The organism is Candidatus Binatia bacterium (assembly GCA_035631035.1).
Lineage (GTDB): Bacteria > Eisenbacteria > RBG-16-71-46 > SZUA-252 > SZUA-252 > DASQJL01.
In genome coordinates, this window is sequence record DASQJL010000031.1 from 1 (window position 1) to 12,875 (window position 12,875).

Genomic DNA, 12,875 nt, shown 5'->3' on the forward strand with positions numbered 1-12,875 from the left:
TTCACCACCCCCTTCGTGATCATGCTGCCGATTCCGCTGAGCCTCATCGGGATCCTTCCCGCGCACGCGGCGCTCGGCGCCTTCTTCACGGCGACCTCGATGATCGGCTTCATCGCCGGGGCCGGCATCACCGTGCGGAACTCGATCATCCTCGTCGATTTCATCGAGCTGCGCCGTCGCCAGGGGCTCCCGCTGCGCGAGGCGGTGGTGGACGCGGGGGCGGTGCGCTTCCGTCCGATGGTCCTCACGGCGGCGGCCGTCTCGGTCGGCGGGGCCGTGATCCTCTTCGACCCGATCTTCCAGGGCCTCGCCCTCTCCTTGATCGGCGGGGAGATCGCCTCGACCGCCATCTCGAGGGTCGCGGTGCCGGTTCTCTACTACATGATGCGGGCGCGGTCCGAACGGCCTCTCCCGGGGTCCCGTCCCGAAACGCTTTCTCGACCCAGGCGCTCGGCGGAGCCGGAGACGGTGACCGCGGCTCCCGTCGCGCCGGCGGTCTGAAGCCAAGGAGGAACCATGGATCTCAATCGAGCCCTGCGCGGCATCGCCGGAACGTTCGTTCTCCTCTCCGTGGCCCTGGGGTATTTCGTGAACCCCTGGTGGCTCGCCTTCACGGCCTTCGTGGGGTTGAACCTGATCCAGTCGGCGTTCACGAACTGGTGTCCCATGATGTCGTTCTTGCGCGGGGCGGGCATCCGGGAGTAGCCGCCGGGGATGAGGGGCCGACGGGCGAGTGAATCCAGGCACGCCGGGCCCCAGCATCTATGTTAATATCAATCCGTTCGCTGCCCCTTCAACCGGTCCCGAGCGGGTAATCCTATGAGCCATGCGACCGAGGGCTCCGCGAGCGAGCTCGCGTTCGCGTCGTTCCTCAAACGATATCCGTCGTATGCCGGCACCGCCGCCCTCGACGGGCTGCGGGCGCGGGAGTACGACCGTCTCGATCGCAGCCGCCATATCTACCTCGACTACACCGGCGGAAGCCAGTACGCCGCCAGCCAGCTTCGCGCCCACTTCGACCTGCTGAAGTCCTCGGTGTTCGGCAATCCGCATTCCACGAGCAGCGCCTCGCTGGCCGCGACCGACTGGCTGGCGAAGGCGCGCGAGCAGGTGCTCCGCTTCTTCCATGCCTCGCCCGACGAGTACTTCGTCGTGTTCACATCGAACGCGAGCGGCGCGCTCAAGCTGGTCGGCGAGTCCTATCCCTTCGAGGCGGGGAGCCGCTTCCTCCTCACGATCGACAACCACAATTCCGTGAACGGCATCCGCGAGTTCGCCCGCGCCCGGGGCGCCGAGGTCGAGTACGGCCCCATCCGCATGCCGGAGCTTCGGGTGGACCGCGCCGCGCTGTCGCAGCAGCTCGGGAACGCCCGGCGCGATCGGCCGAACCTGTTCGCGTTCCCGGCCCAGTCCAACTTCTCCGGCGTGCAGCATCCGCTGGAGCTGATCGACGAGGCGCACGACGCGGGGTGGGACGTGCTGCTGGATGCCGCGGCCTTCACGCCCACGAACCGTTTCGACCTCTCGCGGTGCAAGCCCGATTTCGTCGCGCTCTCGTTCTACAAGATGTTCGGCTATCCCACGGGCGCGGGCTGCCTGCTCCTGCGCCGGACCGCGTTCGAGAAGCTGCGCCGCCCCTGGTTTGCGGGAGGCGCCGTGCGCATCGCCAGCGTCCTCGCCGAGGCGGTGCTCCGCCCTCACGACGAGGCGGCCTTCGAGGACGGCACCGTGGACTACCTGAACCTCCCGGCGGTCCAGATCGGGCTGGAGCACCTGGAGCAGGTGGGCATCGACCGGGTCCACGAGCGCGTCCGATGTCTCACGGGCTTCCTCCTCGAAGGGGTGGAAGCCCTGAAGCACTCGAACGGGCGCCCGGTCGTGCGCGTGCACGGCCCGACGACGCTCGACGACCGCGGGGCGACGGTGGCGTTTAACGTGATCGACCGGAACGGCGTCCCCCTCGACATCGCCGACGTCGAGGAGCGCGCGGGCCGCGCCGGCATCTCGCTTCGCTCCGGCTGCTTCTGCAATCCCGGGGTCGGCGAGGTCATCTACGGCCTCACCGCCGAGCAGATCGAGGATCTCTTCCGGGAAGAGGGCCTCACCTTTGACGGCATGCGCGCCCGCGTGCGGGAGAAGTGGGGACAGGAGGTCGGGGCCACCCGCGCCTCGCTCGGCGTCGCGACCAACTTCGCGGACGTCTTCCGCTTCCTCCAATTCCTCCAGGAGTTCCGCGACCACGACTCGGCCCCCGGCGGCCGGAATTCCTGACCCGGTGTCCGGCCCGAGGCGCGAGGCGTCCGGATCGTCCGGCCGCGGCGCCGACCGTTTCTCGCTCGTTCGCTTCGCCGTCGATCATCCTCGCCTCGTCCTGGGGATCACGGCGCTCCTGACGCTGCTCTCGCTCGTTCCGCTCCCGAAGATCCGCACGGATACCAATCCCAAGAACATGCTCCCTCCGTCGGCGCCCGTGCGCGTCCGGAACGCGGAGGTGGAACGGACGTTCGTGCTGCGCGAGGACATGATCGCGGTCGGGATCGAGAATGATGCCGGCGTGCTTCAGCCCGCCACGCTCGGGAGGATCTACCGGATCACGCAGGCCATCCTGGCGCTCCCCGGCGTCGTCTCCGAGGACGTCACCAGCTTCGTCACGATCACGAACGTGCGGAGCGAGGCGGGGACGGTGTACGTGGAGCCGCTGATGCCCGAGCCCCCGACCACCGCCGAGGGGATCGCGCAGCTGCGCCGGAAGATCTTCACCAACCCGCTCCTCCTGGACCGGATCGTCTCGCGGGACGGCCGGATGACCGCCATCTTCGTTCCGATCGAGAAGGGAGCGAACGGCAAGGTGATCGCGGACCAGATCCGGGAGATCCTGGGCCGGGAGCATGGGCCGGAGCGCTTCTACGTGGCCGGGGATCCCGTGGCGCGCGACACGTTCGGCGCGGAGATGTTCCGGCTGATGGCGGTCTTCTCGCCCATCGCGGCGCTCGTGATGTTCGTCGCGATCTACCTCATGTTCCGGAGCTTCCTCATGGCCGCCTCGATGCTCGCCGTGGCCATGGTGGCGATCCTCTGGAGCATCGGCACGCTGGTGGCGCTGGGCTTTCCGGTGCACATCATGAGCTCGATGAGCCCGGTCTTCCTGATGGCGATCGCCACCGACAGCATCCACATCTTCAACGAGTTCTCGTTCCGACGAAGGGAGGCGGCCGGGCGCCGCGAGGCGGTGCTCGCCACGATGGACGCGGTCTCGCGGCCGGTGCGCTACACCGCGCTCGCCACCGCGGCGGGGTTCGCGGTGCTCCTCTTCATGACGATCGTGCCGGTGAAGGTGTTCGGCGGGGTGATCGTCTTCGGGACGCTGGTGCTGCGGCTCTTGTCGTTCAGCTTCATTCCGGCGGTGCTCATGCTTCTGCCCGAGCCGCAAGGGGCCCGCGCGGTGTCGCCGTCGGCTTCGGCCCCGGCGGCGGCCCCGGGAGCGCTTGGGCGCTTGGTGCACGCACTGACCGCCGCCGGAACCCGGCGCCCGGGCCTGGTGCTCGGCGCGCTGTTCGTCGTGCTCGCGCTCTCCGTCGCCGGCATGACCCGGATCGTCGTGAACAACAACATGATCGGCTGGTTCAAGCCCTCGAGCGAGCTGCGCCGGGCCGACCACGCCGTGAACGCGGCCCTTGGCGGAACGTCCCTCGCCTACATCGTCGCGACGTCCAGCCGGCCCGAGGGGTTCAATTCTCCGGAGGCGATGCGGACCCTGGAGGCGCTCCAGGCCCGGCTCGCGAAGCTCCCGGTCGTGGGGAAGACGACCTCGGTCGCCGACTACGTGAAGCGGATCAACCGCGAGCTCAAGGGGGACGATCCGCGCATGGAGACGATCCCCGACGATCCCGAGGCCGTGGGGCAGTGCCTCTTTCTCTTCAGCTCCTCGGCGCGCTCGACCGATCTCGTGAATGTGGTCGACGACACCTACACGAAGGCCAACGTCTGGGTGCAGCTCAAGACCTGGGACGCGAGCGCGATGCGCGAGGTGCTCCACGCCGTCGACGAGTTCAAGAAGAGCGCGCCGCCGTGGATCACCTTCACCCCCGCCGGCATCGCCTACTTCAACCTGGTCTGGAACGACGAGGTGCTGGGCGACATGATCCGCGGCTTCGCGCTGGCGCTGATCGTGGTCTTCGTGATCCTGGCCGTGAACTTCCGGTCGGTGCGGTGGGCGCTGGTGGGCTGCGCGCCCCTCCTGATCACGATCCTCATCATCTACGGCGCGGTGGGCTGGTCGGGGAAGCAGTTCGACATGCCGATCGCGGTGCTCTCCTGCCTCTCGCTGGGCATGGCGGTGGACTTCTCGATCCACTTCATCGGGCGCTTCCAGCAGCGCCGGGCCGAGGCGCCGTCGGAGACGCCGGCCGAGGCGCTCCTCTGGACCGCCGAGCGGCCGGGGCGCGGGATTCTCCGGAACGCGGTCCTCTTCGCCGCGTCGTTCGCGGTGATGCTCTTCGCCCCGCTCACCCCCTACGTCACCGTCGGCGCCTTCATCGTCGCGATGATGCTCCTGAGCGCCCTCCTCACGCTGCTCCTCGTGCCGGCGCTGATCATGACGTTCCGGGGGACGTTGGCCGCCCCGCGGGCGCCAGCTTCATGACCGGCTGCCTCCGGAGCTGCCTTTTCGGGCTCCACGTCGGGCCCGGCGTGTTAGACTTGATGGACGACCGCTCAGGCGTTGTCCCGGGCCGTCGGCTCCAGCCGGCCAAGTCACGATTTTGCATCATCTTGGAGTCGCATGATCCCTAGCGCCTTCCGTTCCTTCCGACGCTCTCTCGTCCCGGTTTCGCTCGTCCTGGGGATCGCCGCGCTCGGCATGGTCCCGCTCTCCATCCCAGCGGCGCGCGCCCAGACCGCGCCCAGCGGGACCGACATCATGTCGCGCATGAATCAGGCTTTCTACTATCCGGGCAACAGCTTCCGCACCAGCGTGAAGATGGAGCTGGGCGGTCCCGGCACGCCGGGACGCGAGCGGATCATGAGCCTCCTCCGCCTGAACACGGGCGGGAAGGGGGAGCAGCGCTACCTCCTCTACTTCCACAAGCCGGGCGACGTGCGCCGCATGTCCTGCATGGTCTGGAAGCATGTCGACCTGCCCGATGAGCGGTGGATGTTCGTGCCGATCACGGGGCAGGTGGTGAAGGTGCTCGCGCCCGAGCGCTCGAGCTTTATCGGCTCGGACTTCATGCGCGAGGACCTCTCGGGACGCGACGTGGACGCCGACCGGCACACGCTGGTCCGAGAGGAGAAGCAGGATGGGCGGGACTGCTACGTCGTGGAGAGCCTCCCCAGGAAACCCGTCGATTTCAGCAAGTACGTCACCTGGGTGGATCGCGAGACGTCGCTCCCGCTGCGGCAGGAGTACTACGACAATCGCGGCAAGCTGGGGCGCGTGTTCACCGGGACGCAGATCGAGCGGGTCGCGAGCGCGAAGAACCCCTCCGTCTCCTACCCGACGATCATGGACCGCACGATGAAATCGATGTCATCGGGGCGATGGACGCGGGTGATCTTCAGCGAGGCCGTTTACGATCCGCCGCTCCAGCCCGGCGATTTCTCCGCCGATCGCATGCGCACGCCGATCGGCGACTGGCTTCCGGCTCAGGGCAAGGCGGTCTCTTCCGCCAGGACCGGCTCCGCCGGCGCGCCCGAGGTGGCCGAGCGCCGCACGCCGCGCGCGAACCCGCCGTAGGCCTTCCGCTCCTCCAGCCTGCAGGACCAGACCAGCTCTCCCTCGTGCACCGTCATGTCCGGGCACGCGTCGCACATGTTCATCCGGCCGTCCGCCAGCACGTCCACCGGCTGGATGATCATCACCGATTGCAGATGGAGCCGGGGCAGGGGACGGAGCGGCCGGCGCAAGGCGCCGCCCAGGTAGCGGGCCATCCCCTCGCGCATTCCGCGGTCGAAGAGCGCTCCCGTGGCCGTGATCGAACGCCCGTGCCGCAGCGTCGAGGGGGGCGCGTACGCGAGGAAGCGGCCGTGCCGCCAGTGATGCAGCACCTGCGTGGCCTCCATGAAGCGCGGCCCCGCGTAGCCGACCACCTCGTCCCGGGTGCCCACGTAGGTCGTGAGGAGCCACTTGAGCGAATCGGCCCGCTCGGTGCCGTTCAGGTAGGCGCAGGGGGCGAAATCGGGGAAGCGCTTCCGGATCTCGGCGACGACGTCGCGTGACGAGATGTCCAGCCGCGCCTTCCCGGTGGGGCGGCTGTAGACCAGGTCGTTCATCGGGACCTTTCGGTCGCCCACCCAGAAGTCCATGTCGTCGCCGAACGCTCCCGACGCCTGGCGGTAGGCGATGAACACCACGACGTGCACCTTGTCGATGTTCTTCCGCGCCCACGCCACCACCTCCGGCGCGTAGGGCAGCGTGTCGTCGTAGACGGTCGCGTTGAAGGCGACGGAAATCCCGCCCACCCTGGCCACGCGCTCGGCGAATTCCTGTCGCAGGGCATTCAGCTCCGCCTCGGTCTTACCCTTCCATCCGGGCCGCCCCTGCTTGCTGTCGATGTGGAACGTGAACCCGACCAGGCCGGCGCCCTTCAGCTCGCGCAGGAGGTCGTCGGTGAGGGCGAGGCCGTTGGTGTTCAGGATCGGCTTGTAGCCCTTCTCGCGGGCCAGCGCCACGATCGAGACCACTTCCGGATGGGTGAGCGGATCCCCGCCGGCGATCGATACGCCGTCGAAGGAGCGGTAGCGCGCGAAGGTGTCGAGGTCGGCCTCGATGTCCCGGAGGCTCTTGTGCCCCTGGTACTGGTTGGCGCGGTAGCACCCCTCGCAGTAGAGATTGCACGCCTCGGTCGGCTCGAGCCATGCGATGGGGTTGTCGGGAAGGCTCCAGGGGAGCCGGTAGAGGCTGCGGTGATCGGGATAGCCGTCCATGGATTCCTCCGGGGACCCGTCGCGGTCCGGAGGACGGGTCGGCGTGGGGCGCTAGCGCCCCTTCTCCTTCTGCTTCTTCTCGATGTCGCGGATCTTCAGCCAGAGCAGGATGACGAGGAACGTGACGATGAGGGTCGAGACGGCCAGGCCCTGGCGGCGGAAGCCGTATTCGTGGACCGCCTCCTGTCCCGCTGTGCGCGCCTGGGCGATGATGGCGATGCCGGGGCGCGCGGCTTCCTGCACTTCCTTGACCTTGAAGCTGTGGATCGCGACCCGGGCCTGCACCGCGGATTGATTCACGTCCTTAAGCGAGTAGCGCGCGTCGGAGACGTCCATGCCGAGGTTCTCGGCGCGATCGAGCACGGCCAGCGCGGCGACTTGCCCCGTCGAAAGGCTGTCCAGGACGAGGCGAAGCCGCTGGATGTCGGGCGCCGCCTTGTCGGCGGGCGTGTTCACGTGGCACTGGGCGCAGGGCGACGGCGGGTCGAACGAGACAATCTGGTCGCTCGCCGGCTGCACCTTGTGATTGCCGTGGCACACGACGCATCCCGGGAGCTTCTTCCCCTCGAACACGGCGCGATGCGCGCTCCGCTCGTACAGCTCCTGGTTCATCTGGTGGCAGCGGCCGCAGACGGCGATCACCGACGAGACGCCCGGCGGGGCGGCGCCATGATTGCCGTGGCAGGAGTTGCAGGCCGGCGCGTTCAGGTCGGTCTTCACGAGCAGCGCCTTGCCGTGGACGCTCTGCACGTAGTCGCTGTACTGGCTCGTGGGAATGCCGTATCCGGCCATGTACTTCGCGTCGCCGTGGCAGCGGGCGCAGGTCTTCGGGACGTTCGTCGGATAGACGTTTGCCCGGGGGTCCTTGGCCTGCAGGATCCGGTGGTTCGAGTGGCAGCTCACGCAGGTCGCGACCTTGGGGTCCCCCGCGGCGTGGCGCTTCCCGTGCACGCTGGTCAGGTACTTCTCCTTCTGATCCACGGGAAGCGTGGGGGAGAAGTCGCGCATGTAGGTGGCGTCGCTGTGGCACTTGGCGCAGGTGTCGACCACGTGCGTCGGGTGCACGGGGGAGCGCGCGTCGGTCACGCGCGCGATCTCATGGATGCCGTGGCACGAGACGCACTGGGGCCCCTTGGGATTGCCCGCGAGCGCGTGCCCGTGGATGCTCTCCTTGAAGTCGGCCAGCACGTTGTCCAGCTTGAAGCGGGTCTGGAACGCGTTCCCCGGACCCTGGGCCGGTCCGTGGCATTTCCCGCACATTGCCGGGATCTGGTCCTTCTTCGGGACGCCGGCGAATCCCTTGGCCTTGCTCATCGCGGCGTCCTGGTCGTCGGTCGTGGGATCGCCGCCGTGACATCCGGCGCAGGTCACGCCGACGGCGTGATGGACGTCGTTCTTGTAGGCGGTCGCGGCCGGGGTGTCCTGCTCGACGTGGCAGGCGTAGCACTGGTCGGCAGGCCCCTTCGGCGCGGCGGTCGCGGCGGGAGCCGGAGCCGCGGCGGGGGGCTTCGTCGTGGCGGAATCGGACTGAGCCTGGGCTGGGTGCGCGGCGAGCATCAGCGCGATGGCGAACGCCATCGCGAGCGCGATCGCCGCTGTTCTGTTGCTTCGCAACAGAGACATCATTTCACCCCCAGCGCGGTGAAGATGATCATGAAGAGCACGACCAGGAGGCCGACGTAGGTGTTCACGCGATTGCGCATCCCGCCCGGCGTGCGCGAGTCCCAGAGCGGGACGAGGAACCAGAGCAGGCCCGCGACCCCGAACAGGATGATTCCGACGACCTCGCCGTCCAGCCCCGCGAGCTTCGCGGGGAAATACTTCAGCGCCTGGTACATGAAGAGGAAGTACCACTCCGGCTTGATGCCGCCGGGCGCCGCGGCGAAGGGATCGGCCTTCCTCCCCAGCTCCCACGGGAACCACACCGCCAGGATCGCCAGGATGTTGAGAACGATCAGCCAGAGGAGAAGGTCGCGGAGCACGAAGTTGGGGAAGAAGGGCATGTAGCGCCGTTTCCCCTGGGGCACCTGGTCCCACGACTCGGGCTCGTGCATCCCCTGCGTCTGGATCAGCATCAGGTGCACGCCGAGGATCACCGTGAAGAGGGCGGGGAAGATCGCCACGTGGAGTCCGTAGAAGCGCGTCAGCGTCGCGGTCGAGACGTCCTTGCCCGCGCGCAGGAGCTCCATGATCGGCTCGCCCAGGCCGGGGAGCACCGCGACGATCGTCGTGCCCACCTTCGTGGCGAAATAGGCCAGCGTGTTCCAGGGGAGCAGGTAGCCGCTGAATCCGAACGCGAAGGCCAGGCCCAGCAGGACGAATCCGGAGTACCAGGTCAGCTCGCGCGGACGCCGGAAGGCCTTTGTGAAATAGACTGAGAACATGTGGATGAAGACCGACAGGATGAAGAGGTTCGCCGCCCAGGAATGGATCGATCGGATCAGCCACCCGAACTTCACTTTCGTGACGATGAACCGGACGCTCTCGTAGGCCGTCTTGTCGCCCGGCTGGTAGTACATGAGGAGCAGGATTCCGGTGGCGACCTGCACGATGAAGAGGAAGAGGCTGACGCCGCCGAAGTAGTACCAGAAGGAGCCTCTCCACTCGGGGACCTGCTTGTGGGACGCGAACTCGATCGCCGGCTGGAGATTGAATCGTTCGTTGATCCAGCCGCGGATGCCGCCGCCGTGCGGACTTGCGCCCCGGCTGCCGCCGTGTTCCGTTCCGCCCGCGTTGTCGCTCACGCGCGCATTCCTAGGTCCGGGACACGACGACGTCGTCGCCCTTCAGCGTGACGACGTACTCGGTGAGCGGGCGGGGCGGCGGTCCGGAGACGTTGCGCCCCGTGAGGTCGTACATTCCGTTGTGGCAGGCGCAGTAGATCCGCTGCATGTCCGGCCGGTACTGCACGGTGCACTGGAGATGGGTGCAGACGGCGGAGAGGGCGCGCAGCTTGCCGTCGGGGCCGCTCACGAGAATCGCCGGATCACGCCCGAAGCGGAACACGACCCCCGTGTTCGGCTTCAAGTCCTTCACTTTCGCGGCAACGACGCTGGTCACCTCCGCTTCGCCCTGCGGCGGCGTCTTCAGATACTCGAAGATGGGATAGACGACCGAGCCGAACCACGCGAGGGCGCCGAGACCGAGGAGCTTGTCGAGGAAGGAGCGGCGTGAGATTCCAGGCTTCGACGGCTGATCCATGCAGTTGCCTCCGCTGCCAGGTCGCCGATCCGAACGATGGGAAGGGGATCGCGGGGAAGATGGCACGCTCCCGTTCCCGCGGCAAGAGAATGCGTGGGGCCGTTCCTCCGGTCCAGGTAGCCAATGGGAGTAAACGGCCGTTGCGTCCAGGAATTGGCCGCCGCGTCTACGTCGCCTCCGGGCTGCTACGCAGTGATCCCGCCGAACGCCGCGCCTTTCGTTGGTAGAGGAACGAAACGACGAGGAGCGCCGCGCCGATCCCGAGCGCGCTCACGAAGCGCCAGAACGCGTCCACGCGATCGAGATCCACGAGCAGGAACTTGAGCACCGTGAGACCGAAGAGGACGAGCCCGCTCCAGCGGAGGAACGCCGATCCGCGGATCCATCCGAGGGCGAAGAGAACGACCGCCTGGAGCGTCCAGGCGGCGCTGGTGAAGACCGCGGCCAGCGTGCGCACGGCAGGCCCCCTCGAGCCGAACGCCGCGTCCGACGGGGTGAACGCCGACGCCAGGTGTCCCGCCTCGCGCGCCCACCAGGCCAGGAGAACCAGGTTCGCGACGGCCGTCGCCAACTCGGGGATCCGCCGCTCGGCCGGAGAGAGGCGGTCCCGATGCCGCCAGAGAAGCTCGGCTCCCAGGATCAGAAGGGTAGTGGCGAAGGCGACGATCAACGCCGCCGTGTTGAGGAGCGGCAGATACCCCGCGACCCACGGATCGCGGGCGGCGTGGCCGGTGAACAGCGCGAGCACGGCGAAGCCGCCGGCGAAGTAGCCGACCTGCCGGAGGACCGGCGCCGCGCGGGCGATCGAGAGCTGGAACAGGACGAAGCACTGGATCATCCAGGCGCATCCGGCCAGCGTCACGGCGATCGCTTCGTCGTCGGGGCCGGAGACTTGCGTCAGGAAATGCCGCACCTGCCCGGCCTCGCGCGCCGCCCAGATCATGAGCAGCGCGTTGGCGACGAAGACCCACCCGCCCGGCGCGAGCCGCTCCTCCGGAGCGAGAAGGTCGCGGCGGCGGCCGATGAGATGCGACGCGAGGAGGAACACGCCGATCACGAGCAGGTTGCGCAGCGCGGGGGCGCTGAGCAGCGTCGGCAGGGCGGGCGAGGCCGCCGTGAGCAGCACCCAGAGGAGCCGCATCGCCGCGACGGAGAGGACCGTGTAGGCCAGCAGGCGGAGCCAGGCGCCGCGCGGCCCCATGCCCAGCCAGAGGAGGGCTGCGCCCTCGGCGCACCAGGCGAGCGCGAGGTATTCGGGGAGAAGCCCGCGCTCGATGCCCGCCGCGAGGAAGACGGTCGCGGCCGCGGTCAAGGGACGCCAGAGGTCGCGCTCGGCGCGCCTGCGCTCCAGCCAGATCGAGACCGCGGCGTAGAGGGCGGCGAGCGCCGAGAGAAGGAGCGCCGCGCCCAGCCGATCGGGCGCGACGAGGAACGGCCAAGAGGCGAGCAACAGGAGCATCGGCGCCGATGCGACCACGGCCAGGTCGATCGATCGAACCGGCCGCTCCTCGCGGACGAGCCGCGCGACGGGAGCCAGGCCGAGCGCGACGAAGAGGGCGGAGAGCGCGAGCTGGATGCCCAGGCTCCAGGCGTGGACTCCGGCGTTGGCGCTCCACGTCGCCGTGGTGAGCGCGAGCGACAGGAGGACGAGGCCGCTCCAGCCGACGGAGGCCGCGAGCGCGAAGACGACCACGTTCACGACCGCGAAATAGCCGAGGAGCGCGGGCAGCGCGAGCTTGAACCCCTGGAGCGGGATCCACACGGCGAGGAGCTGCGGCAGGTAGGCCGCGATCACCCCGAGGGTGGCGATGATCGGCTCGCGCCGGCGCAGCCCGATTGCCACCGTGGTCAACGACGTGACCGCGAGCAGCGTGAACGCCACGCCCCCCGCGAAGACGTGCATGCGGAAGTGCCCCAGGTAGAGCGTGATGTAGATCACGCCGAGCCCGACGCCGATGAAGGCGTTCCCCAGGGCCGCGAGGGTGCGTCCGATAACGTGGCCCCGCCACGCGACCACGGCGCCGAGCGCGACGCCGGCGAGCACCAGCACCTCGGGGCCGATCCGCCCGTTCGCGTAGCCCCACACGATCAGGAAGAAGGCTCCCAGGAGGAGGAGCACCGACCCCACGTTCTGCATCCAGATGCCGCCGATCTGCTCTTCCAGGCGTTCCTGTGTCCGCGCCGAAGGCGCGGGGGTGACCCGGCGAGGCGGTGCCAGGGTCGGGATGGCCGTTGGCGGCGCGACAGGGGTAGACGCAACGGCAGGCGGCGCGACCGTAGGCGTCGCGACAGGGGCCGGCGCGACGGGGGTCGGTGCGACAGGGGCCGACTCGAGACCGCCCGCGGCACGCTCCAGACGCGCGATGCGTGCCTTGAGATTGCGGATGTCGCGCCAGAAGATCGCGAAGAGGACGACCGACAGCCAGGGGATCAGGGCACAGATCACAAGGACCGCGATCAGGTACGCGGGCATGCCGCTTTCCTCCGATCGTGCCGCCAGGGAAACCAGTGCAGGGCTGAGTGCGTGCCCACCTTAGGGGAGATCGGACCGAGGCGCCAGCGCTCTCGACCGGCGCGGCTTCTACCTTCGGCTACCTAGTATCCATCCCCCTGGACTCCTACGCTCGGTTCTCCGGCGGTCCGATAGTTGGGCGTGGCCCACCGGACGGAGGAAAGGGGCGGCATGGCCTTGGAGATTCGCCTACACGGTCGCGGCGGTCAGGGCGGCGTGACGTGCGCCAAGATCCTGG

At 68.5% G+C, this 12,875-nt stretch carries 10 protein-coding genes; 5 read left to right on the forward strand and 5 right to left on the reverse strand.

Annotation, left to right across the window (positions count from 1 at the left end; all coding sequences use genetic code 11):
• From VE326_02895 to VE326_02915, 5 genes are all read left to right on the forward strand, one after another.
• Positions 1-501: efflux RND transporter permease subunit (locus VE326_02895; GenBank protein ID HYJ32143.1), on the forward strand; the 501-nt coding region annotated here is incomplete at its 5' end.
• Between the two features lie 15 nt (positions 502-516).
• Positions 517-705 carry a DUF2892 domain-containing protein gene (locus VE326_02900; protein HYJ32144.1) on the forward strand — a complete coding sequence of 63 codons (189 nt, stop codon included), beginning with the start codon at positions 517-519 and terminating at the stop codon, positions 703-705.
• Between the two features lie 114 nt (positions 706-819).
• Positions 820-2,271, forward strand: coding sequence for an aminotransferase class V-fold PLP-dependent enzyme (locus VE326_02905; protein ID HYJ32145.1), 1,452 nt, complete (start codon positions 820-822; stop codon positions 2,269-2,271).
• 4 nt (positions 2,272-2,275) lie between these two features.
• On the forward strand, positions 2,276-4,642 hold the full coding sequence (locus VE326_02910; protein ID HYJ32146.1) for an MMPL family transporter: 2,367 nt from the start codon (positions 2,276-2,278) through the stop codon (positions 4,640-4,642).
• Positions 4,643-4,780: 138 nt separating this feature from the next.
• The gene (locus VE326_02915; GenBank protein HYJ32147.1) at positions 4,781-5,734 is read left to right on the forward strand and encodes an outer membrane lipoprotein-sorting protein; all 954 of its coding nucleotides are present in this window, start codon (positions 4,781-4,783) and stop codon (positions 5,732-5,734) included.
• On the opposite strand, the gene VE326_02920 is transcribed toward VE326_02915, so the two are convergent.
• From VE326_02920 to VE326_02940, 5 genes are all read right to left on the reverse strand, one after another.
• Positions 5,644-6,924 carry a radical SAM protein gene (locus tag VE326_02920; protein HYJ32148.1) on the reverse strand — a complete coding sequence of 427 codons (1,281 nt, stop codon included), beginning with the start codon at positions 6,922-6,924 and terminating at the stop codon, positions 5,644-5,646. The two genes, VE326_02915 and VE326_02920, sit on opposite strands and share 91 nt — an antisense overlap.
• A gap of 51 nt (positions 6,925-6,975) precedes the next feature.
• Positions 6,976-8,538, reverse strand: coding sequence for a cytochrome c3 family protein (locus tag VE326_02925; protein HYJ32149.1), 1,563 nt, complete (start codon positions 8,536-8,538; stop codon positions 6,976-6,978).
• An 8-nt stretch (positions 8,539-8,546) separates the two neighbouring features.
• Positions 8,547-9,668, reverse strand: a complete 1,122-nt coding sequence (locus tag VE326_02930; GenBank protein ID HYJ32150.1) for a cytochrome bc complex cytochrome b subunit — start codon at positions 9,666-9,668, stop codon at positions 8,547-8,549.
• 10 nt (positions 9,669-9,678) lie between these two features.
• The gene (locus VE326_02935) at positions 9,679-10,125 is read right to left on the reverse strand and encodes a Rieske (2Fe-2S) protein (GenBank protein ID HYJ32151.1); all 447 of its coding nucleotides are present in this window, start codon (positions 10,123-10,125) and stop codon (positions 9,679-9,681) included.
• Between the two features lie 166 nt (positions 10,126-10,291).
• Positions 10,292-12,598, reverse strand: coding sequence for a DUF2339 domain-containing protein (locus tag VE326_02940; protein HYJ32152.1), 2,307 nt, complete (start codon positions 12,596-12,598; stop codon positions 10,292-10,294).
• Positions 12,599-12,875: the final 277 nt, after the last annotated feature.